Here is a 20,943-nt window from a genome sequence, read left to right on the forward strand (position 1 = left end):
ACGCCGTACTGGTTTAAAGTTAAGCCACTATATTTCTAGCGTTTCAAAGCCAATGTCAATACGCCCGCCGTAACCAGCCCCAGCCCAATCCATTCCTGAGTGCTGGGGCGTTCGTCCAAAAAGACCACCGCCATCAGCGCAACCAATACCAAGCTGAATTTATCGACGGGGGCGACTTGCGAAGCGTTGCCCAGTTGCAGGGCTTTGAAGTAGGCGAGCCAAGATGCGCCGGTGGCGAGGCCGGAGAGAATCAGGAAAGTCCAATTTCTTCCTGTAAACCCGTTCACACCCTGCCATTTGCCGGTATAGGTCAGGAACAAGACCAGCGCGGCAAGGATGACCAGCGTGCGGATGAAGGTGGCAAAATCTGAATCGATGCCCTGCAAACCCATTTTGGCGAAAATCGCCGTTAACGAAGCGAAACCTGCGGAAGCCAATGCCCAAAAAAGCCATGCGTTGCCGCTCATGTTTTTCCTTTCTGAATCAAAATCCGATCTTATGGGGGATGGGAGAGATACTATTTGACGTCCCCATATTATATCCATCCGATGATGCGAATGTTTCCCATCATACCACCGGATAGGATTGCTTTAAACGGAAAAGGCCGAATCCCTGACTTCGGGTTCGACCATTTTGACGGTGAGAGATTATCTGAAATTTTATCGGCGGTATTGGGCGGAATCTATTTTCAGACGACCTAATTGTCTATCAGATAACTTTTTCTTTAAATTCGGGCTTTTTGTCGATAAAGCCGTCAATCGGCGCATAGCCGAGGAAGTCGGCGTTTTCATCCATGACGACAATCCAGTTTTTGATTTTCCCGCTGGTAAGCGGCAGGAAAAACAGAGGTTTGTCGGCTTGTTTGACGGAGGTGGCTTTGAGGATGTCCGCTTCGCTCATGTTTCGGGCGATGGCAAGTTCTGCCAAAGGTTTCATCGCATTGCGGATTTTCGCACGTTCGGCAGGACTGTCGGGCTGCCACCAATTTGGGCGCATACTGGGTTCTATGCCTTTAAGCGAAAGGCTGAGGTTTTCGTTGGCTTCTTCGACGGTTGCGGGATCGCGCAGGCTGACGCGTTCGATGCCGAACCACGGCAGTTGACGCATTTCTTCAGGAGCTTTGGCTAAATCCGCCTCATCGATTTCAGCGGCGGTAACAATGTTGATACGGTCTTTTTCAAAGGCTGCAACGACAGGGCGCGCTAAGGAAACGCTGTGCAAGCCGTAAACCAGCGCGGCGAGCTGGATGATACCGACCAAAGAAAAATCAGTAATGCGTTCGCGCAGTTTTTTCTTAGGGCTGGCGAGAATCAGTGTTAGAAGGGGGCCGCAGACAATATCGACCGAGACGACGAGAGTGTACAAATTCAATCCGCCCGTCAGTTCTGAATAGGGATAGGGATACCAGACGGCGAAGACCAAAAGTGCCGCGAGGCCTGCAAGAATCAGGCTGACGACAAGATGCCAGCCCGCGTTTTTGAGGGCAAAACGCCAACGGGAGGGAGTTTGGGTATTTTCCATTTGTTATTTCCGTAATGTAATTATTGAGGGAATTATTTTTGAAGGTCGGTATTATATATGAATATGACCGACAACATAGAGTTTCATGGTACAAAACGTGAGGGATGTGGTGTGGCAGCAAAAAAGTTGAATAAAAAGGTCGAGACCTTTGCAAAAATAGTCTGTTAACGAAATTTGACGCATAAAAATGCGCCAAAAAAATTTTCAATTGACTAAAACCTTCCTAATATTGAGCAAAAAGTAGGAAAAATCAGAAAGGTTTTGAATTTTGAAAATGAGATTGAGCATAAAATTTTAGTAACCTATGTTATTGCAAAGGTCTCAGGTCGTCTGAAAACGGATTTAGGTTTTCAGACGACCTTTTTATGTTATCTGCTTAACCCAAAACCGACGGCACGAATCGGGCGATGGTATCGCGCAGGACGATGAGTTTGCCGTGGAAGAAGTGGGATGAGCCGGCGATGGTGATGACGGGCAAACCTTGCGGTTCCGCCCATGTCCAAGCCTTGCTGATTTCAACGACTTCGTCCTCCGCGCCATGAATCATCAGGGTTTTCGATACATCGGGGACGGAGGCAGGCTCGGGGCGGTCGGTGTAGTGGTGTACTGCCGCGCCGATGAGCAGCAGTAAATCCGGCTCGCGCTCTTGGGCGGCGAAGGTGGCGACATAGCCGCCGAAGGAGAAGCCCGACAATGCGAACTTTTCGGCTTCGGGATGTTGCGCGCGGGCGTAGTCGATGACGGCGATGCAATCTTGCGTTTCGCCGCGTCCATAGTCGTGAACACCTTCGCTGTTACCCACGCCGCGCAGGTTGGGCAGGTAACAGTGAAAACCGAGCTGAGATAAGGCTTTGGCGGCGGTTTGAATGACTTTGTTGGTGTTTGTGCCGCCTTGCAACGGATTGGGATGGTTGATGACTGCCACGCCGCGTGCAGGAGTTTGCGCGGCTGGAAGGTAGATGGTTTCGAGCAGCCCTGCGGGGCCTACGATTTGGATGATGTCGGGTTTTTGCACGGGAGATTTCCTTGGGTAGTGGTGTTTGGGTATGGGAATATGTATTGCCTGCAAGAGGTCGTCTGAAAACTGAGGATTCGGGTTTCAGACGACCTTTTGTTGTGTGATTTGTGTTACCACATCAATACTTTGGGCATGGGCGTTACTTCATAACCGTCTTTGCGCAGTAATTCGATCAACCCTTGTTCGGACATCAGGTGCATGATGCCGACGGCGAACAGCGTACTTTTTTCGGCAGATTGGGCTTTGATTTCAGGCAGCCATTTCAAATTGCGGCCGACTAATAAGTCGTTTTGAAACCAGTTCAGCATCAAAGGGGCAATTTCGGGGTATTTTTTCAGGGATTGCTGTTCGTATTTTTTATGGCTATCGGCGAAACCGTCAAAGTTGCCGCTTTCGTAAAGACCGTACATTTCATGGGTTTGTTCGAGAAAGTCTTGGTTGTCGTCCGTTGTTGTTTTCAAAATACGGATGATGGTTTCTTCGGGAAAGGCGGAAAAACTTTCCGCTAATTGAGGCATGGTTTCGAGGAAGCGGCGCGGCTTGCCTGCTTTTTGGGCTGCCTTGGAAAGCAGCATATCCACGCCTGTCGTGGAGCTGTATTCGGCGGGGTAAACGCTTTGGGCAAATAGGAATGCCGCCCAAGGCTTCATACCGTCAACAGCTTCCGCCAAGGGAGCGGTTTCGGGATTTATGCGGAAGGCCTCTTGCAGGGCTTGGAAAGTCTTATCGCCGAGCTTGGCTTTCAGGGATTTGGTGTCGGTGGCTTGGTTGAAAAACTGTTGGTATTGTTGTTGCGTTTCCGGATTTTCTTCCGGCAATACGTCGGTTTCCGTGGTCAGTTGTTCGACGGAGGCAAGCAGGTTTTCGGCTTCTTTCGATAGGACGGCTTCTTTTTTGCCGATGTGGATGGTGCCGACAAGGTAAGAGTCGGGCTGTCCTGCCTTACTGATTTTCCAAACGTTGCTGGACAGTTGCGGTACCGACCAGTCGACAGACGCAGCGGAAGCGGTTTTGATTTTTTCATCGGAAGCAGTATGTTCTGCCTCGAGTTGGCAGGCGGTCAGGGTAAGGAGGGTAAAGCCTGCGGCAAGGAGGGAAAGGAATGGGCGCATGAAATTTCCTCTGAAAGATACGGGCAACGGGATGATGTGCAATGTATAGTGGATTAACTTTAAACCAGTACGGCGTTGCCTCGCCTTGGCCGTACTATTTGTAATGTCTGAGGCTTCATCGCCTTGTCCTGATTTAAATTTAATCCACTATTTGAATGGTTGCAATACGCTAATCTGACAAGCAAGGTCGTCTGAAAAGGGATATGGGTTTCAGACGACCTTTATCTGCCGGATTCGGCCACTCTATTTCTGATGTTCCGCCAGTTTCAGGTAAACGCCGGCAACGTCTTGTTCGCCGTAACCTGCTGCGACGGCTTGACGGTAGCTCTCGGCAACGGTTTCAACGGCGGGCAGCAAATTGCCTGCCTGTTTCAATTCGTTGACGGCGAGATTGAGGTCTTTGGAGGCGTGTTTGAGGGCGAAGGCGGGCGGGAATTCGCGGTTTGCCCACAGGGATTTTTTGGTTTGGAACATGGGCGAATCCATGGCAGAGCCGCCGACGGCTTCGATGATGGTGTCGGTATCGATGCCGAATTGACGCGCCATCAGCATGGCTTCGCTGTATGCCTCGCCGAAAATGCCCAAGAGCGAATTGAGCACGAGTTTCGCGCCGGAGCCTTTGCCGACGTTACCGAAGTGGAAGGTTTTTTTGCCGAGGATGCCAAACACTTTTTGCAGCGGATTTAAAACATTTTCTTCGCCGCCGAAGAGAATCAGCAGCGTGCCGTTGGTGGCGGGGACAACCGAGCCGGAGACGGGGGCTTCGGCAAACTCTCCGCCCGCCGCTTCGACGATGGCTTTGACAGCGAGGTTTTCGGACGGGGCGATGGTGCTCATGTTGACGATGATTTTGCCGTCAAGCTCTTTGCGGGTGTCTTCGTCGAGGATGTCGAGGATGGCGGCGTAGTCGGAAACCATCAGGAAAATAACGGGATACGCGCGGATAAGTTCGGCGCGGCTGGGGTAAACTTTTGCGCCTTTGGTTTGCAGGTCGGCGGTTTTATCGGGCGAGCGGTTGTAAACGCCGACTTCGATGCCCGCATCGAGCAGGCGCGTTACCATCGGGTTGCCCATCTGGCCCAGGCCGATCCAGCCGATTTGTGTGTATTCTTTATTTGACATGGTATTTGCTCCTTTGTGGGTTTGATTTGCCATCATATCGGTTTGAAGGTTGTCTGAAAAGTTTTGAAGGTTTTCAGACGACCTTTTTGGCGGAGTCCAAATGAGAACATCCGCCGCTATTCCTTTGCAAACAGGAATAGCGGCGGATTGGTGTTTTCTATAACTATGCTGTTTTTTCTTTTCAGACGACCTTTCGGATCAGTATCGGATATCGACGGTTACCTTGTCTTTATATTCGCCCGGGGTGTAGTCGGTGTTTTTTACTTCTGCCGAGATGGTGTGAATTTGGCTGTTGCCGTCGCCGGTAGATTTCAATGCGCTGCCTGATCCCGAAGGATTGTTGCCCCATAGGTGGGCGTTTGTATGGGTACCCTTTTTGAGGCGGTAGGGGACTTTGTCAGTATTGGCTGGGTTGGTGGATTTCATCTCGCCGCTGCCTTCCTGATTACCGTTGGAAGGAATCAGACCGACGGTGTAGGGCGTGCCGTTGGTGCAGCGGACGGTAAGGTTGCCCGACTGTTTCAGGTTGGTGCTGCCCGCGGTGTGTGTGCCGAAGTCGATGTCGTCGGCGGAGATGAATTCGCAGACGGGTGCAACATGGGCTTGGACGACAAAAGGGAAGCGTTGTCCTGTATTCAAGTCGTTTCCGCAATCTGAAGGGTCAGGAGTACCATAACGTTCTGCCTTCCAGTTTAATACGGTGGAGTTGCCGGTAAAGTCTGCAATGTAATAATCCGAAGCCGTAGTGGGGATGGTGTTGCTTTGCCCGCTGACTAATCTAGCTCTGATGGGGATACTGCCAGTAAAGGTGCCCTTTAGCCCGATACGCATGACACCTGTTCCGACACTGCTGGGGGAGTTTGGCGTGTTACCCGTTCCCCAGTTGGTATTATCGGGTTTAAGTAAGGATAGTTGCAGTGTTTGGGCGTTATTTCTGCTATGAACTATTCTCCGGGGGGTATATATGTTTGTAAACCCTCTCCCTCCGTCAATATTGAAGCACAAGCGTACTTTTACAGTATAGATGTCATTATTGGTGCATTGGTAGTGGATGGTGGCTTGAATATCTTCCGGCTGGTTGTTGTTTAGAAGGTTGATCCCATTGCTTTGACTTCCGAATACTAAGGCAGGATGACCTTTGAAAGTTCCGTTGCCTTGTACCGTCGCTGTGCATTGTACAAACCTGCCGGCTACACCGCTGTTTGCCCAAGCTTGCCCTGCGGACAGGGACAGCAGTCCGAATACGGCAGGCAATGTCATTTGTCGGAAAAGACGGTTTGCGGTTTTCAGAGGACCTTTCTTTATATTTATCTGCATATGATGTCTCCCAGTTCCGGGATGGAATCCGGATTGTGTGTTTCAGGGTAGTTCGTCTCAAATGTGCAAGTGCCGCCGTTTTCGGGGAGGATAACGGTGAAGCGGTTTCTGCCTTCTTTCATGTTTTCAATATATGTTTTGCCGTCGAAGCCGGTTACGGCTGCCGGTGTGCCGTCTTCGGCAGTAATGCTGCCGCCGCTCGGGAGTAATTGGTTTTGTGCGTCTTTCAGCGTCATGGTGGCGGCGCGGGTATGCTGGATTTTGAATTCGACGCGCATGCCCGAGCGTTCGGGCGGGGCGATTTCGGCGACGGTGTGTTCAAGCTGGACGTCCAGCGGCAACTCGGCAATATCGACGCTGACGGTGTTTTTTTGGTAGGCGGAGAGGCTGGGGATCAGTGCCAACCCTTTGCGGTTGGTTTTGCCTACGGGCATACCGCCTGCGCGGATGGGGACGTCCGCCATATCGCCGGTGCTGACGACGGCGAAACTGTCGTTGACTTGGCGGGTGGCGAAGAGGCTGCCGCCCATGAGGACGAGGCCGCCCCTCCAGCCTGCGTTCCAGTTGCTGTTGCCGCTTTGGCTGTAAACGTTTGCCCAGCCGTCGCCGTAGGTGTTTTGATGGCGGATGTTGCCGTTGAAGGTATTGCTGCGGCTGCCGTTTGTATTGTCGTTTTGCTGCCAGCCTATGCCCCAGCTGGTGCTGCCCATGCCGCTGCTGGTTTTGTTCAGGGTTGCCTGATAGCTGTTGTTGTGTTTGTTTCTGCTGATGCCTGCGGAGGTCGAATAGCCGTTGTCGAAGCTGACGGAGAGGCCTGCGTGGAAACTCAGTTCGCGCCTGTTGCGGAAGTTTTTATTGGCGCCGGCGTAGAGCGAGGTGCGGTTTTTGAAGCTGCGGCTCCAGCCGAACGAGCCTACGCCGTCGGTAGGACTGCCTTCGGTGTGGGAATGGACGTAGGATAGGCTGAATGAGCCGAGTTTGTCGCTGCTCCAGCCTGTGGATGCAGATGCGGATGTGGCGGGGTGGCGGGTGGCTTTGAAAAAGTCTGCGCCGTATGCAGTGTCGCCCAGTTCGGCAAATTGCCCGTTGGTACGGCTTGCGCCCGCGCTGAAGGAGAGCCTGTCCCATTGGGTGCTGAAAAACGCGCTGCCGCGTCGTCCTGTCTTGCCCGCAAAGCGGCTTTCGGCATAATTAAGATTGAGTTGTCCGAGCGAACCCAATACGGTATCGGCGGCAATGCCCGCCTGACGGTAGCCGCGTGCGGCTTCGCCGTGGATTTGGGCGGTCAGGGTATTGCTGACGCCGTAACGCAGCGTGCCGGAGGCGGCGGGGTCGGATTGGTATTTGGCGGAACGGATGCCGTAATCGCGGCGGACGTAGCCTGCTTCAAACAACCATTCGTTCAAGCCTTTTGCCAAAAGTCCGCTGCCGCCGTAAAGCGGCATATCGACGACGACGGTGCGCCCCAGTACGTCGGTGGCGACGACTTGGGCGTTGCTGCGGCCGCTGATGGACGGCGGCAGGATGAGTTCGTATTCGCCCGCTTCGATGTCGCGACTCATTTGTTTGACGCCGTCGAGGTAGAGATCGACCGTGCCGGGCAGGGTGCTTTTGCCTAGGTAGGAGCGCAGCGGGGCGGTTTGTTTCCACGGGCGGGTGTTGTAAGTGCGGGAGATTTTAATGCCGCCGATGCGTGTGCCTCCCCATGAGCCGATTTGTCCGGTCAGGGTATCGCCCACGGTCAGTGATATGCCTTGTTCGGGCCAGACGGTGCGCCAGTAGGTATCCAGGCGGGCGGTGTTGCCGCGGGAGCCGCTTTCTTTGTTGCGGCTACGGTTGGCAAATTGGGTGTGGTTCAGATAGCCCCAAGGCGTGCTCAGGCGCATTTCGCCGAAAACGCCCTGCGTGCCGTTGCCGGAGCGGTTGCGCGAGATATTGGCGTCATAGTTCAGAACGGCGGCAAAGCCGGGTTTGGCGATGGCGTAGCGGTTTTCCTGCAATGCGCCGATTCGGGCGGTTTTCAGGTCGGGCTGCCATTCGAGGGGGGCGGTGAGATCAAGGGTTTGCGCGGCGGCATCGTATTTCGCCTGCAAGCCGGGGATGGCGGAGAGTTCGAACCATACGCCCGCGCCGGGTGTGGACGCGCCGTCCTGAATTTCAGGCACGACACCGTTTTTGCCTGCTTCGGCAGCTTCTGCGTCGGGCAGGGCAATGCCGTAGGCGCGCAGGGATTCGGGACGCGCATACAGCACGCCGTTACGCGACATGAAGGGTTCGATGCCGTCGCGTATGCTGCCGTTGACTTTGACCTGCGGGTAAACGGTCAGCCATGCCTGCTCGTAGGCAGCAGGCGCCGCCTGCATCAGGATGTCTTGAGCAGGAGAGGGCAGGGCGTAGAAACACAGCATCAACGCGGAACTCAGCCGCGTAAGCCGTGTCCTTAGGTCATGGGGCGGCAAACCTTACCTCCGTTTGGATCGGCATACCGTTTACCGTGGCATTCAGACGACCTGTGTTCAGAGAGGCGGGGGAAACTTCCAATTCGCGTTTCCAAGTGTTGCCCGGCAGGACATAGCCCGCCAGACCGCTTGCCAGCGTCAATGCGTCTTTGGCAGAGGTCGTCTGAAAAGTAATATTGCTCAGTTGCGCATGGGCATTGCCCGTGTTTTCGGCAACCAAAACCGCTTTGCCGTTCGCGGCTTTTTCCGCGCGCCATTGCAGCTTCGGTTCGGCATTGTTTTGAACGTTGACAAACAGCGGCAGCGAATAGCGCATCACCAACTGAATGCCTTTTCGTGGTTTCGCATCGGGAGCAGGCAGCTCGTCCACAATCAGGCGGTAGGCTTCTTCAGTCTGTTTGTCGGACGGTTTGACGCGCATCACGCGGAACTGCTGCTGCGCACCCGCTTCCAGTTTGACCATGGGCGGGCTGGCAATGACGGCATCGGTGGGTTCGAGTATCTCGCCACCGTTTGCGTCCTGCGCCCAGCGGAATACGCGTACCTGCGCCGTCAACGGCTCTGTACCCTTATTTCCCAAAGTAAAAATACCCGCCCGCTGTTTGGCGGGCAGGGACAAAGATGTCGGACTGACTTGCAAGCCGGTGGCATGGCTCTGTAAAACCGCTGCCGCCGTCAGCATACCGACAAGTGTGCTGATTGCTTTTTGCATGAGTATTTTTTAGTTGTTTTGTTTTGAGGGAGTAAACCGGATTAGTAGGACAGGGTTACTTTGACTTGGTCTTGGTAGGTATCGATAAATTTGTTTAATTCACCTGCTTTGACAGTTGCAAATACAGGGAGTTTGACTGCTTGGGCATCACTTAAACCCTGTCCTGTCAATGAAAGAAGGTCGGCACCTGAATTGCCCCAAGGATTGTTGCTGTTGGTTTCTTGGACTGTTTCATTTATGCCTGAACCGCTTACGACAGGTTTTTGAAGTTGATAGCTGATGGTGTCATTATTTTGTTTTGATGTGCGAGAGATGCCCCACATTGTGCCTTCACCATTGTTGCTTGGTACGTTTTGAGGTTCCAAACCTACTGTGAAAAGTGTGTTTTTACTGCAACGGATATTCAGACCAGTAGCCATACCGCCAACGTTTTTTTGGGAAATAGCAGTTGAGTTTGATGATGCGACATGTGTGTCAAAATCAATGTCTGCACCAGCTAAACTTGGACCTTCAGTAGTAATTTTTGTACTGTTCAATGCGCTGTTTGTTGTTAGAACTTCGCAAGTGCCGGTCAATTTCAGGTGTACGTTGAAATAGCCATCTTTAGTTTCAGCCATTGCAGTATTGCCCATCATCATGAGAGAAGCCAGAGCCAGAGAAGTTAAAGTAAAACGGGTTTTCATCGGAATTTATCCTTATATGTGAGTTTAGATGTGTATTGACACAGTCTCCGTAATATTTTCTGTGTAATGCTTATACAGTAGGCTTTTGTGCCTAAACGGTATATATGACATTATTATGATTTGTGATTATTGTTGCAATCGTTATTGTTTTTTATTTTATAAGTTCCTGTGTTTTTTGTAAATTTTTGTATTATTTTTTGTTGTTTTTTTGCAAAGTGAAAGGCTTGGTCGGTTGATTAAAAAGATAAAAGGTCGTCTGAAGGCAGTATTCAAGGTTTGCGGGGTTTTAAAATCGCAATGATTTGAAAACCCGGAAATGTCGGAATTGTATGCGGGAAACGCCGCATTGAAAGGCAAGGTCGTCTGAAAGCATTTATAATCCCGCTTTCAGACGACCTTTTGAACATTCGTTCTCTCAATAAAATTGACCTTATGAAACCCAAATTTATCACTCTGGATGGCATAGACGGTGCTGGCAAATCGACCAATCTTGCCGTCATCCGCCAATGGTTCGAATCCCATAATCTTCCCGTATTGTTCACCCGCGAGCCGGGCGGTACGCCTGTCGGAGAAGCTTTGCGCGAAATTTTGTTGAACCCTGAAACCAAGGCGGGATTGCGCGCGGAGACTTTGATGATGTTTGCCGCGCGGCAGCAGCATCTTGAAGACGTTATCCTGCCTGCTTTGGCAGACGGCGTTCATGTCGTTTCCGACCGTTTTACCGATGCGACTTTTGCGTATCAGGGCGGCGGGCGCGGCGTACCCCTGCAAGATATTGAAATGCTGGAAAAATGGGTGCAGGGCGAATTTGGTCCTGATTTGACGTTGCTGCTGGACGTGCCGCTGGAAGTGTCGATGGCGCGTATCGGGCAGACGCGTGAGAAAGACCGTTTCGAGCAGGAGCAGGCGGATTTTTTCACCCGCGTGCGTGCTGTTTATCTTGAACGTGCCGCCGCGCATCCCGAGCGCTATGCGATCATTGACGGCAACCGGAGTTTGGAAGAGGTAAGGGCGGATATCGAACATGCGTTGGCGCGCAGTTTCGGTATGGATGTTTAAAACCGAATGAAGGTCGTCTGAAAGGATACGTTTTTGCTTTGAGGTTGTTTGTTTCAGATGAAAATAGCGGTATGCGCCGCATTGGGAACATGGTAAAATTACACGCTATTACAAAATAGGTTTATTTGTTAATAAATAAACCCTTTGTAATGCCAAATGTCCCGAAACCAACGTTTCAGACGACCTCGTTTCAACATCTCTCTCGCAACAGGATCGAAAAATGGAAAACTCATTAAAAGAAGCCGCACTGAAATTTCACGAATTCCCCGTGCCGGGTAAAGTCTCCGTTACCCCCACCAAATCGCTGGCCACGTCCAAAGACTTGGCTTTGGCGTACTCGCCGGGCGTCGCAGCTCCTTGTATGGAAATCCATGCCGATCCGCAAAATGCGTACAAATACACCGCCAAAGGCAACTTGGTCGCCGTGATTTCCAACGGTACCGCCGTTTTGGGCTTGGGCAACATCGGCGCGTTGGCGGGCAAACCTGTGATGGAAGGCAAAGGCGTATTGTTCAAAAAATTCGCCGGCGTGGACGTATTCGACATCGAAATCGATGAAAAAGACCCGCAAAAACTGGTCGAAATCATCGCCGCGTTGGAACCGACCTTCGGTGGCATCAACCTCGAAGACATCAAAGCGCCAGAATGCTTCTACATCGAACGCGAATTGCGCAAACGCTGCAAAATCCCCGTATTCCACGACGACCAACACGGTACCGCCATCATCACCGCCGCCGCCGTATTGAATGCCCTGCGCTATACCGGCCGTAAAATCGAAGAAGCGACCTTGGTTTGCTCCGGCGCGGGTGCGGCTGCGATTGCCTGCTTGAACCAACTGCTCGATTTGGGTCTGAAACGTGAAAACGTTACCGTTTGCGACTCCAAAGGCGTGATTTACAAAACCCGCGAAGACAAAGACCGCATGGACGAGTCCAAACAGTTCTACGCCATTGAAGACAACGGTCAACGCGTGCTTGCCGATGCCGTCAAAGGCAAAGACATCTTCTTGGGCCTCTCCGGCGCGAACCTGCTGACGCCTGAAATGCTGAACACCATGAACGCCAAGCCTATCGTGTTCGCCATGGCAAACCCGAATCCGGAAATCCTGCCGCCGTTGGCAAAAGAAACCCGTCCGGACGTGGTCATCGGTACCGGCCGTTCCGACTTCCCGAACCAAGTAAACAACGTATTGTGCTTCCCGTTCATCTTCCGCGGCGCGTTGGACGTCGGCGCGACGACCATCAATGAAGAAATGAAACGCGCCTGCGTCTATGCCTTGGCGGATTTGGCGAAGGAAGAGGTAACTGAAGAAGTGGTTGCCGCTTACGGCAAGAAATTCGAATTCGGTGCGGAATACCTGATTCCGACCCCGTTCGACTCCCGCCTGCTGCCGCGTGTTGCTTCGGCTGCCGCTAAAGCTGCGATGGAAAGCGGCGTGGCAACCCGTCCGATTGCAGACTTGGAAGCCTATGCTGCCAAACTGAGCGAATGGAAACTGTAATCCGGTTTTAATTTGAATGTGATGTAGAAAAGGTCGTCTGAAAACTTTCAGACGACCTTTTTTCGTTTTACAGAATCTTTAGCAATGCCGAAGGCGATGCGATGCGGTGGTCGAACGGCCATGTTTCGGTTTGGTCTTCGGCGGCGATATAGCCCCAGTCGGCAAGTACGGTTTTCATGCCCGCGTTGCGTCCGGCCTGCATGTCGCGTTCGGCGTCGCCGACGTAAACCGTGTGTTGCGGATCGGCGTGGATTTGTTCGCACGCATACAGCATGGGTTTGACGCTGGGTTTGGATTCGCCGCAGGTGTCGCCGCTGACGACGACGGCGGGCGGGATTGCGAAGCCGAGTTTGGGGACGAGTTTGTCGGTAAAGCGCATGGGTTTGTTGGTGATGATGCCCCATTTGATGCCACGTTTGTCGAGTTCGGCAATCATTTCGTTCACGCCGTCAAAGAGGGCGGTGTCTTGGGCGTAGCGGCTGTCGTATTCGTCGAGGTATTCGGTGCGCCATTGGGTGTAGTCGGGGTGGTCGGGGGTGATGCCTGCGCCGAGTTTGAGCAGTCCTGCCGCGCCGTGGCTGGCTTGGGTGCGGATTTCGTCCATGCTTTTTGCGGGCAGGTTGTGGCGGGCGAGCAGGGTGTTGAGTGCGCCGCCGAGGTCTAGGGCGGTGTCGGCGAGCGTGCCGTCGAGGTCGAACAATACGGCTTGTATCATGTGTTTTCCTTTGGTTTTTCGATGGGGTCGGCTGAAAAGGGTTTCAGACGACCTTTGGGTTTAGTGGTGGTGATGGTGTGCGCTGTCGGTTTCGTTGGCACACAAGACGCTGTCGGGATGCGGGTGGTGTTCGCTTTCGATTTGGATGGTGCAATGCCCGATGTTTTTGTGGGACAACTCGTGTTCGATGCGGTAGGCGATTTGTTCGGATTCGGCAACGGTCATCCTGCCGTCTACGACGATGTGGCAGGATAATACGTTGATATTGCTGGTAATCGTCCAAACGTGTAAGTCGTGGACGGATTTGACGCCGTCGGTGTTGCGGATGATGGCGAGCAGGTCGTCGGTGTGGATGTTTTCGGGCGCACCTTCCATGAGGATGTGCAGCGTTTGTTTGAGCAGGCTCCAGCCGCTGCGTCCGACCAGCGCGGCAACGAACACGCTGGCAAGCGGGTCCGCCCATTTCCAGCCGAACGCCATCATGAGTACGGCGGCGGCAATCGCGCCGACCGAGCCGAGAAGGTCGCTTAAAACGTGCAGATACGCGCCGCGCATGTTGACGTTGGCTTCGGTGTCGCTGTTTTTCAGCATGTAAACCGCTACGCCGATGTTGACTAGCAGCCCGATGATGCTGATAACGAACATTCCCAGCGTGGCGATTTCGGGCGGATAAAGCAGGCGTTTGACGGCTTCGTAGAAAATCAGCACGGCGATGACCACCAGCGACAAGCCGTTGAACATGGCGGTGAGGATTTCGAAACGTTTGTAGCCGAAGGTCTTTTGCAGCGTGGTTTCTTTTTCGCCGAGTTTGAACGCCCACAACGCCACGCCCAAGGAAAATGCGTCGCTGAACATATGCCCTGCGTCGGAAAGCAGCGCGAGCGAGTGGGTCAGCCAGCCGCCGAACGCCTCCAGCAGCATAAAGGCGGCGATGATGACGAACGACACGCGCAATACTTTTTTGTTGGCGGTATGCGTGTGGGCGTGTGCGTGATGATGGTGTTCGTGATGGTGAGACATAACGTTCCTCAACAGAGGTCGTCTGAAAATCCGGATTCAGGGTTTTCAGACGACCTTTTTGCCTTGTTTCAAACCCTGCTCGAAATCTTCCAACATATCCAGCTCGAAGCGGCTGAAGCCCGCTTTTTCGCGCGCTTCGATGTTCACATAGCCGCGGAAGATAAACATATCGTAACGGGCAATCAGACTGCGGAACAGGGCGACAGGTTCCAAACCGCGTTCGCGGCAAAGGTGTTGATACCAATGGTTGCCGATGGCGACATGGCCCACTTCGTCGCGGTAAATGATGTCCAACACGCCGCAGGTTTCCGAATCGCCGCGCTGTTCCACCTTCGCGCGTATCCCCGGCGTAACGTCCAGCCCGCGCGCTTCCAATACGCGCGGCACCAACGCCATGCGCAACAGCGGGTCGTAGGCGGTTTTATACGCCATGTCCCACAAATGGTTGTGCGCCTCGAAATCGCCGTAATCGAAGCCGAAAGCGCGCAGCCTTTCGCGCATCAGGCGGAAGTGGTACACCTCTTCCTTCGCCACCTGCACCCAGTCGCGCACAAACTGAAACGGCAGCGTGCGGAAACGGTATGCCGCGTCCAAAGCCAGATTGATGGCGTTGAACTCGATATGCGCAATCGCGTGCAGCATCGCCGCATAGCCTTCGGTCGTGTTCATCTTGCGCGGCGTCAGTTGCGCCGGTGCAACCAAAACAGGCGTAGACGGCCGTCCTGCGTGGCGGAAGTCCAGAGGCGCGGCGTTTGCCTTCGCTACTTCGACATTTTGAACAGCGGCAAACGCCTCGTCCGTCAGCCGTCCTTTTTCATCGGGGTCGTCTGAAAGCAGGGCAAGTTCGAGCAAAGCATAAATATCAGGTTTCATCCCAAGTCCGCCGTTTTTCGGAAAACAAACATTATAGCGTTTAAAAAAAACAATATAAGGAATATAATCTTTACAATTTGGCGTTGTGCGTCAAAAACCATTAAATACCACAGTTTGCGCAGTCGGCATACATTAAAGAATTGTGAAACCCGATTGTCTTTTCCGCAGGAAAAAATCCCGCAGCTTCAAAAAATTAGCCTTCGGGAAACACTGTTTGCAAAATGTAAACCGCCCATAAGCGGCTTGCATTGTTATTTTGTAACATCGATACTGGGCGCCACACCCCTTCCAACAAGGAAAAATAATGATGAAACAACACAACCTGTTTAAATTCCTCGCCGCTTCCGCCTTGACCGCGACCATCGGTTTCGCACAGGCAGGCGCAGTGGATGCACTCAAGAAATTCAACAACGACGCCGACGGTATCAGCGGCAGCTTCACCCAAACCGTCCAAGGCAAAAAGAAAACCCAAACCGCACACGGCACTTTCAAAATCCTGCGTCCGGGCCTCTTCAAATGGGAATACACCAAACCCTACAAACAAACCATCGTAGGCGACGGTCAAACCATTTGGCTCTATGACGTTGATTTGGCACAAGTGACCAAGTCCGCCCAAGACCAAACCATCGGCGACAGCCCTGCCGCCATCCTTTCCAACAAAAACGCCCTTGACAGCAGCTACTCCCTCAAAGAAGACGGCTCGTCCAACGGCATCGACTACGTCTTGGCAACGCCTAAGAAAAACAACGCCGGCTACCAATACATCCGCATCGGTTTCAAAGGCGACAACCTCGCCGCCATGCAGTTGAAAGACAGCTTCGGCAACCAAACCTCCATCAGCTTCGGCGGTTTGAACACCAAGCCCAACCTCTCGCGCGGCGCATTCAAGTTCACCCCGCCCAAAGGCGTGGATGTGTTGAGCAACTGATGGTTTGATCATAAAAAGGTCGTCTGAAAGGTTTCAGACGACCTTTTTGTTTTTGAAGTTGTCGGTGATGCGTGGCTGAGTGGAAACTGCCTTTATCTGACACAATCCGGCTTTTGATGTTGTCAGTCGGATGGCTGGTAGGAAAAGTTCAAAGCGCCGTAACAAAGCGGATACCAAAAGGTCGTCTGAAAACCTTTCAGACGACCCCGTTCGTTTACGCTTCAGGCTTTTTCGCCAACATGGTAACAAACTTAAACTGTATCGGGTTGCCTGCCGCATCTTTCGCGTGCATGGCGCCGAGTTCCTCTTTGTATTCGGCAATCTCCCAGCCGCGGTAGTATTCGCGCAACTCGCCTTCTTTAAATTTAAACGGGAAAGGCATAGGGCAAGGGAAGTCTTCAGTGTCCATCGCCGAAACGATCAGGTTGTAGCCGCCCGGGTTGGTATGCGCCTGCATATCGGCAATCACTTGCGGCACGAAACGCGGATACAGGAACATAAACACAACCGTCGCCACGATATAGTCGAAATGATCTTGAAGGTTGGCGGCATTCAAATCATATTCCACCGCCCGCACGTCCAAGCCTTCGATGCGCGCCAACTCGTTGACGTTTTGCACCGCCTGCGGATTGTTGTCCACGGCGGTTACGTCAAATCCTTTCAAACCTAAAAACAGCGCATTGCGCCCCTGACCGCAGCCCATATCCAAAGCCTTGCCCGCAGGAACGATATTTTCAGCCGCCACTACCGCCGAATGGGTCGCGCTCATGCCGTATTTCTTATTGAAATAATCTTTTGCCGCGCAATAAAGCGAGAGTTTGATTTCCGTGTCGTCCGTCAAAGGCTCGACCGTAAACTGTTGCTGCGGCGCGATCATGTGGTCGCCGTCTTCGGCAGTCAGCTCGATAGAAGCATTATCAGCTTCCGTCAATTTCAGACGACCTTGCAATACGTTCAGGCAAGCCCATTCCCCTTCGTCAAAAGCATGACCCGCCCGCAGCGCATCGGGAATCTCGTCTGCCTGCCAAACCGGCAGTTCCTCATAACAAAAAAGCGCCATTTGTCCATCCATTGTCGGTTCCTTCTAATCTGTTTGCGATAAGGTGCATATTATATGCCTGTTTGGGGCAAAGCCGCTTGGCGGATTCAAACCTTGTGATAAGATGAATGCCTTTATTGTGCAAATTGCGAAACAAACCGATATATGGACGATACCGTTTACCTTTATACAGACGGAGCCTGCAAAGGCAATCCGGGGGCAGGGGGCTGGGGCGTATTGATGCGCTACCGAAATCATGAAAAAGAATTGTGCGGCGGCGAGGCCGAAACCACTAATAACCGAATGGAGCTGACTGCTGTCATAGAAGGGCTGAAAGCGCTCAAACGCCCGTGCCGCGTCGTGATTTGTACCGACTCGCAATACGTCAAAAACGGTATGGAAGGTTGGATACACGGCTGGAAGAAAAACGGCTGGAAAACCGCCGCCAAAAAACCGGTGAAAAACGACGATTTGTGGAAAGAACTCGATGCCTTGTCGCATAAACACAAATTACAGTGGACGTGGGTGAAAGGCCACGCGGGGCATTCCGAAAACGAAAAGGCGGACGCATTGGCGAACCAGGGAGCGGCACGGTTCCTTCAACCCTCGTCCTGAAAGGTCGTCTGAAAACGCCTGAAAAATGTTCAATCAACCGCAAACAGGATTACCCCAATGGCAATGACTTGGTCCCAACTGCTTTCCCCGCAACGCTTCCGCGCAAAAAACGGCGAAATTATCCCTACGGTGACGCCGTCCACACAAGAGGGTATCGATGCCCTGCGTACCGATTTCCACATTGATTACGATAGAGTCGTGTTTTCCGGCGCATTCAGGCGGTTGGGCAGGAAAACCCAAGTCCACCCGCTTGCCGAACATGACCTGACACACAACCGGCTGACACATAGTGTCGAAGTCGCCAGCGTCGGACGCAGTTTGGGTAACCGCGTCGGCGTCATGTTGCAAACCGGCGGATTCCTGCCCGAAAACAATACTCCGGGCGATATTGGCGCTGTCGTCCAAGTCGCCTGTTTGGCGCATGATTTGGGTAACCCTCCGTTCGGGCATACGGGTGAGGACGCATTGCGCCATTGGTTCAGAAAGGAAACAAATCTCCGCTTTCTGACATCGCTGAGTGAAGCCGAATTGAGCGACGTGCAAACTTACGAAGGCAATGCCCACAGCCTGCGCATTGTCGCCAATTTGGAAATGTATCCCGATGCGGGCGGAATGCGTTTGAGTGCAGCATCAATCGGCGCATTGATAAAATATCCGTGGACAAGCCAAGGTCCGCGCGGGCGTTCCAAATTCAATATCTATCAAACCGAGCTGCCGTTTATCCGCCGAGTTGCAGCAGAGTTGGGATTGCTCGAAGCAGGCTGCGACCAATGGGCGCGCCATCCGCTGTCATACCTGATGGAGGCTTCAGACGACATCTGTTACGCATTGCTGGATTTGGAAGATGCGGTGGAGCTTGAGTTGCTGACCGATACCGAAGTCGAAAGCGTCTTGTCTGAGCTGACTTTTGAAGAAAGCACATGGCATGCCCAATCCAGCCGCCAACGTTGCGCCATGCTGCGCGGCATTGCCATAGGCAAAGCCATCGAAGATGCCGCGCAAACCTTCATGAAACACCAATCCGATTTATTAAGCGGCGAATTTAAGGGAAAAGACTTGATTTCCTTGTGCAGCCCGGAAGTCCAAAACACTTTGGAAAAAGCCAAAGAACTCGCACGCACGCGCATCTTTCGCCACCGTACCAAGCTGATGACCGAAATTGCCACTTTCCCGTGCTTAGGGTCGATACTCGATTTGTTTGTCCCTGCTGCCCATGCCTTGCTGGTTGAGCAGAAATTAGATGTCCGCCAATCTTTAATCTTGGATCTTCTGAAAAACCATAATCCCATACTTGAAACGGACAGCCTTTATCAGGCATATATGAAAATTTTAGATTTCGTCGGCGGTATGACAGACAATGCCGCCGCCAAAATGGCTCAGGACTTGTCTGGAACCGGGATTTTAAGGTGATTTAATTTCTTTAATTTTCAAAATGTTAATATTTTATCTGGAAAAATTGAATTTAAAGGCTGGACAATAGGGAAGGGTTTCTATAATATTCGGTCTTCTTGATTCACAGCGCAGAAGCGAAGTGATGAAAATGCACCCGTAGCTCAGTTGGATAGAGTATCTGGCTACGAACCAGAGGGTCGGGCGTTCGAATCGCTCCGGGTGCGCCAAAAAATTTATTCATCCGCGCCCATCGTCTAGCGGTTAGGACATCGCCCTTTCACGGCGGTAACCGGGGTTCGATTCCCCGTGGGCGTGCCAAATTTCAATAAACCCTTACTAAAAAATAGTAAGGGTTTATTTTTATCTTTTAATGCTATGCCCGCGATTTCAGCTTTTTATGCTCTTGCTAACAAAGCTGCATTTGTCTGCATATTTCAAATGTTGTACCAATTCAGTTTATCCTGACAGTCACTGTGGGGATTATTTTGAAACATGTTTTATATTAGTCTCTAAATAAAACTGATGGAGAAGTTTGCAAAGCTCCCTCAAATCTCCCTAAATTTTTGCCGAGGTATTTAGGGAGATTTGAGGGAATTTTGCAAACATACCAGACTCTGAATTAGATTTTCACTATACATAAAACACTAATGTGAAAATTGGAGGTCGTATGAAAAGGGTTAGGGTTCAGTTTTCTTTTTCAGATGACCTTTATGATTTTGGATTTTTAAAACGGGTTTATTCATATAAACATATGGCTTTGAACATATGTATTGATTATGGTTTATTGCAACAGCTTGATGTTGATAGTTTTTTAATTTATTTGTCCTGCAAATAGGATTTGAGCTGTTACAATCTTCGCATAGGTATAATTCAGCAGTTAGAGAACGGGAGTAGCTATAGACGGTCAGAAGAATATAGAAGGAGTTTATTTTTGTTTGGGGCGGAAGGCGGTGCAAATGGCAGTATCGATTTCAATGAAGCCACCGCCGATTAAATCCACACAATAAGGAATAGCGCCGAATAGGCCTGGTACGATGATGCTGCCATCTTCCGAACGTACGCCGCCCAATGTTTCAGCAATGGCTTTCGGTCGGCCGGGTAGATTCACAATCAGGCTGTTGCCACGAATGCCTGCTGTTTGGCGTGACAAAATGGCTGTGGGTACATAATGCAGGCTGATACGGCGCATTTGTTCGCCAAAACCGGGCAGTTCTTTGTCTAATACGGCTTGCGTGGCTTCGGGGGTGATGTCGCGAGGGGCAGGTCCTGTGCCGCCGGTGGTAAAAATCACATCGCAATGCTCTTCATCTGCCATATGGATAAGCACGCTTTTGATTTCGTCTTGATCGTCAGGAATAAGGGCTTCTACATAACGGATCGGATTGAGGACGGCTTTGTCAAGCCAGCTTTTGAGTGCGGGAATTCCTTCATCGGCATACACGCCGCTGCTGGCGCGGTCACTGGTGGAAATTAGGCCGATGGTGATGGTAGGGAGTGTGTTCATGATAATAGCAGACCCAAAAGATAGAAAACTACATTGTACCTGATTAGCTGTATCTGTTGTGGGTGTTGGCAATGTGCAAAATAGCAGGACTTAAAATACATATCTTCAGGTAAAGGCTAGCTTGAGAAGTTGTCTATAAAAATCATTTCTCAATAAATGTACTCAATCTCAAATAGGATGATATTCTGATTATCTCCTCATTATTGTTCTGCTCAACAAGTAGTTAGCTATGAATGAAATCTTGTGCATAAATTGCCTCAGCCGCTTTATTTCCTATTGACGGAGAATTTGATAATAAAAAATGCCTGTCTGAAAGTTTCCTCTTAGAGCGTGTTCATAGTCTTCGTAGCAGG

General features: G+C 51.7%; 19 protein-coding genes and 2 tRNA genes. 7 read left to right on the top strand and 14 right to left on the bottom strand.

The window, feature by feature from the left end:
- Positions 1 to 35: 35 nt before the first annotated feature.
- The 9 genes from HMPREF3066_RS00725 to HMPREF3066_RS00765 all read right to left on the bottom strand — a co-directional run bounded on the left by HMPREF3066_RS00725 (position 36) and on the right by HMPREF3066_RS00765 (position 9,944).
- Positions 36 to 467, bottom strand: coding sequence for an EamA family transporter (locus HMPREF3066_RS00725; RefSeq protein ID WP_016687139.1), 432 nt, complete (start codon positions 465 to 467; stop codon positions 36 to 38).
- Between the two features lie 241 nt (positions 468 to 708).
- Positions 709 to 1,521 carry a hypothetical protein gene (locus HMPREF3066_RS00730; protein ID WP_060975386.1) on the bottom strand — a complete coding sequence of 271 codons (813 nt, stop codon included), beginning with the start codon at positions 1,519 to 1,521 and terminating at the stop codon, positions 709 to 711.
- Between the two features lie 376 nt (positions 1,522 to 1,897).
- The gene (locus HMPREF3066_RS00735) at positions 1,898 to 2,536 is read right to left on the bottom strand and encodes an alpha/beta hydrolase (RefSeq protein WP_060975385.1); all 639 of its coding nucleotides are present in this window, start codon (positions 2,534 to 2,536) and stop codon (positions 1,898 to 1,900) included.
- A gap of 113 nt (positions 2,537 to 2,649) precedes the next feature.
- Complete coding sequence (locus tag HMPREF3066_RS00740; protein ID WP_070439818.1) at positions 2,650 to 3,651, bottom strand: TraB/GumN family protein; 1,002 nt, start codon at positions 3,649 to 3,651, stop codon at positions 2,650 to 2,652.
- 243 nt (positions 3,652 to 3,894) lie between these two features.
- On the bottom strand, positions 3,895 to 4,773 hold the full coding sequence (locus tag HMPREF3066_RS00745; RefSeq protein WP_070439820.1) for an NAD(P)-dependent oxidoreductase: 879 nt from the start codon (positions 4,771 to 4,773) through the stop codon (positions 3,895 to 3,897).
- Positions 4,774 to 4,971: 198 nt separating this feature from the next.
- Entirely contained in the window at positions 4,972 to 5,604 is a 633-nt protein-coding gene (locus tag HMPREF3066_RS13445) for a Csu type fimbrial protein (protein ID WP_285045178.1), read from the bottom strand.
- Between the two features lie 476 nt (positions 5,605 to 6,080).
- Positions 6,081 to 8,498, bottom strand: coding sequence for a fimbria/pilus outer membrane usher protein (locus tag HMPREF3066_RS00755; protein ID WP_070439823.1), 2,418 nt, complete (start codon positions 8,496 to 8,498; stop codon positions 6,081 to 6,083).
- Positions 8,499 to 8,535: 37 nt separating this feature from the next.
- Complete coding sequence (locus tag HMPREF3066_RS00760) at positions 8,536 to 9,261, bottom strand: fimbrial biogenesis chaperone (protein ID WP_070439824.1); 726 nt, start codon at positions 9,259 to 9,261, stop codon at positions 8,536 to 8,538.
- A 41-nt stretch (positions 9,262 to 9,302) separates the two neighbouring features.
- A complete protein-coding gene (locus HMPREF3066_RS00765) occupies positions 9,303 to 9,944 on the bottom strand; it encodes a spore coat protein U domain-containing protein (protein ID WP_070439826.1) in 642 nt (213 codons plus the stop codon).
- A 432-nt stretch (positions 9,945 to 10,376) separates the two neighbouring features.
- Between HMPREF3066_RS00765 and tmk the strand changes: the two genes are divergently transcribed.
- The gene (gene tmk, locus HMPREF3066_RS00770; RefSeq protein WP_070439828.1) at positions 10,377 to 11,003 is read left to right on the top strand and encodes a dTMP kinase; all 627 of its coding nucleotides are present in this window, start codon (positions 10,377 to 10,379) and stop codon (positions 11,001 to 11,003) included.
- A gap of 220 nt (positions 11,004 to 11,223) precedes the next feature.
- On the top strand, positions 11,224 to 12,504 hold the full coding sequence (locus HMPREF3066_RS00775; protein ID WP_083286370.1) for a malic enzyme-like NAD(P)-binding protein: 1,281 nt from the start codon (positions 11,224 to 11,226) through the stop codon (positions 12,502 to 12,504).
- 67 nt (positions 12,505 to 12,571) lie between these two features.
- Here the strand turns inward: HMPREF3066_RS00775 and HMPREF3066_RS00780 are convergent, their stop codons facing one another.
- From HMPREF3066_RS00780 to HMPREF3066_RS00790, 3 genes are read right to left on the bottom strand one after another with little or no spacing between them, the layout of a single operon-like run.
- Positions 12,572 to 13,219: an HAD family hydrolase gene (locus HMPREF3066_RS00780; protein ID WP_070439830.1), complete on the bottom strand. Its 648-nt coding sequence runs from the start codon at positions 13,217 to 13,219 to the stop codon at positions 12,572 to 12,574.
- Between the two features lie 60 nt (positions 13,220 to 13,279).
- The gene (locus HMPREF3066_RS00785; RefSeq protein WP_070439832.1) at positions 13,280 to 14,239 is read right to left on the bottom strand and encodes a cation diffusion facilitator family transporter; all 960 of its coding nucleotides are present in this window, start codon (positions 14,237 to 14,239) and stop codon (positions 13,280 to 13,282) included.
- A gap of 45 nt (positions 14,240 to 14,284) precedes the next feature.
- Positions 14,285 to 15,112, bottom strand: coding sequence for a ferritin-like domain-containing protein (locus HMPREF3066_RS00790; RefSeq protein WP_070439834.1), 828 nt, complete (start codon positions 15,110 to 15,112; stop codon positions 14,285 to 14,287).
- 304 nt (positions 15,113 to 15,416) lie between these two features.
- On the opposite strand from HMPREF3066_RS00790, the gene lolA reads away from it, so the two are divergent.
- Complete coding sequence (gene lolA / locus HMPREF3066_RS00795) at positions 15,417 to 16,040, top strand: outer membrane lipoprotein periplasmic chaperone LolA (RefSeq protein WP_003768722.1); 624 nt, start codon at positions 15,417 to 15,419, stop codon at positions 16,038 to 16,040.
- Positions 16,041 to 16,254: 214 nt separating this feature from the next.
- Here the strand turns inward: lolA and tehB are convergent, their stop codons facing one another.
- Entirely contained in the window at positions 16,255 to 17,112 is an 858-nt protein-coding gene (gene tehB, locus HMPREF3066_RS00800; protein ID WP_070439836.1) for an SAM-dependent methyltransferase TehB, read from the bottom strand.
- A 132-nt stretch (positions 17,113 to 17,244) separates the two neighbouring features.
- Here tehB and rnhA point away from each other — a divergent pair, with 132 nt between their 5' ends.
- The 4 genes from rnhA to HMPREF3066_RS00820 all read left to right on the top strand — a co-directional run bounded on the left by rnhA (position 17,245) and on the right by HMPREF3066_RS00820 (position 19,404).
- A complete protein-coding gene (gene rnhA / locus HMPREF3066_RS00805) occupies positions 17,245 to 17,694 on the top strand; it encodes a ribonuclease HI (RefSeq protein WP_019269872.1) in 450 nt (149 codons plus the stop codon).
- A 57-nt stretch (positions 17,695 to 17,751) separates the two neighbouring features.
- On the top strand, positions 17,752 to 19,104 hold the full coding sequence (locus tag HMPREF3066_RS00810) for a deoxyguanosinetriphosphate triphosphohydrolase (RefSeq protein ID WP_070439838.1): 1,353 nt from the start codon (positions 17,752 to 17,754) through the stop codon (positions 19,102 to 19,104).
- A 132-nt stretch (positions 19,105 to 19,236) separates the two neighbouring features.
- Positions 19,237 to 19,313, top strand: a tRNA-Arg gene (locus HMPREF3066_RS00815).
- A gap of 16 nt (positions 19,314 to 19,329) precedes the next feature.
- Positions 19,330 to 19,404 (top strand) — tRNA-Glu (locus HMPREF3066_RS00820).
- Between the two features lie 607 nt (positions 19,405 to 20,011).
- On the opposite strand, the gene mog is transcribed toward HMPREF3066_RS00820, so the two are convergent.
- Positions 20,012 to 20,590: a molybdopterin adenylyltransferase gene (mog, locus tag HMPREF3066_RS00825; RefSeq protein ID WP_070439840.1), complete on the bottom strand. Its 579-nt coding sequence runs from the start codon at positions 20,588 to 20,590 to the stop codon at positions 20,012 to 20,014.
- Between the last annotated feature and the right edge of the window lie 353 nt (positions 20,591 to 20,943).

Source organism: Neisseria sp. HMSC03D10 (assembly GCF_001807625.1).
In the GTDB taxonomy this organism is placed as follows: domain Bacteria; phylum Pseudomonadota; class Gammaproteobacteria; order Burkholderiales; family Neisseriaceae; genus Neisseria; species Neisseria mucosa.

Bases quoted from the DNA above. Each gene is read 5' to 3' on its own strand.
- HMPREF3066_RS00765 (WP_070439826.1), bottom strand. From the start codon at position 9,944: ATGAAAACCCGTTTTACTTTAACTTCTCTGGCTCTGGCTTCTCTCATG.
- HMPREF3066_RS00775 (WP_083286370.1), top strand. From the start codon at position 11,224: ATGGAAAACTCATTAAAAGAAGCCGCACTGAAATTTCACGAATTCCCC.
- HMPREF3066_RS00790 (WP_070439834.1), bottom strand. From the start codon at position 15,112: ATGAAACCTGATATTTATGCTTTGCTCGAACTTGCCCTGCTTTCAGAC.
- HMPREF3066_RS00810 (WP_070439838.1), top strand. From the start codon at position 17,752: ATGGCAATGACTTGGTCCCAACTGCTTTCCCCGCAACGCTTCCGCGCA.
- HMPREF3066_RS00780 (WP_070439830.1), bottom strand. From the start codon at position 13,219: ATGATACAAGCCGTATTGTTCGACCTCGACGGCACGCTCGCCGACACC.
- tehB (WP_070439836.1), bottom strand. From the start codon at position 17,112: ATGGATGGACAAATGGCGCTTTTTTGTTATGAGGAACTGCCGGTTTGG.
- lolA (WP_003768722.1), top strand. From the start codon at position 15,417: ATGATGAAACAACACAACCTGTTTAAATTCCTCGCCGCTTCCGCCTTG.
- mog (WP_070439840.1), bottom strand. From the start codon at position 20,590: ATGAACACACTCCCTACCATCACCATCGGCCTAATTTCCACCAGTGAC.
- HMPREF3066_RS00755 (WP_070439823.1), bottom strand. From the start codon at position 8,498: ATGCTGTGTTTCTACGCCCTGCCCTCTCCTGCTCAAGACATCCTGATG.
- HMPREF3066_RS00785 (WP_070439832.1), bottom strand. From the start codon at position 14,239: ATGTCTCACCATCACGAACACCATCATCACGCACACGCCCACACGCAT.
- HMPREF3066_RS00745 (WP_070439820.1), bottom strand. From the start codon at position 4,773: ATGTCAAATAAAGAATACACACAAATCGGCTGGATCGGCCTGGGCCAG.
- HMPREF3066_RS00730 (WP_060975386.1), bottom strand. From the start codon at position 1,521: ATGGAAAATACCCAAACTCCCTCCCGTTGGCGTTTTGCCCTCAAAAAC.
- HMPREF3066_RS00725 (WP_016687139.1), bottom strand. From the start codon at position 467: ATGAGCGGCAACGCATGGCTTTTTTGGGCATTGGCTTCCGCAGGTTTC.
- HMPREF3066_RS13445 (WP_285045178.1), bottom strand. From the start codon at position 5,604: ATGCGTATCGGGCTAAAGGGCACCTTTACTGGCAGTATCCCCATCAGA.
- HMPREF3066_RS00760 (WP_070439824.1), bottom strand. From the start codon at position 9,261: ATGCAAAAAGCAATCAGCACACTTGTCGGTATGCTGACGGCGGCAGCG.
- HMPREF3066_RS00740 (WP_070439818.1), bottom strand. From the start codon at position 3,651: ATGCGCCCATTCCTTTCCCTCCTTGCCGCAGGCTTTACCCTCCTTACC.
- rnhA (WP_019269872.1), top strand. From the start codon at position 17,245: ATGGACGATACCGTTTACCTTTATACAGACGGAGCCTGCAAAGGCAAT.
- tmk (WP_070439828.1), top strand. From the start codon at position 10,377: ATGAAACCCAAATTTATCACTCTGGATGGCATAGACGGTGCTGGCAAA.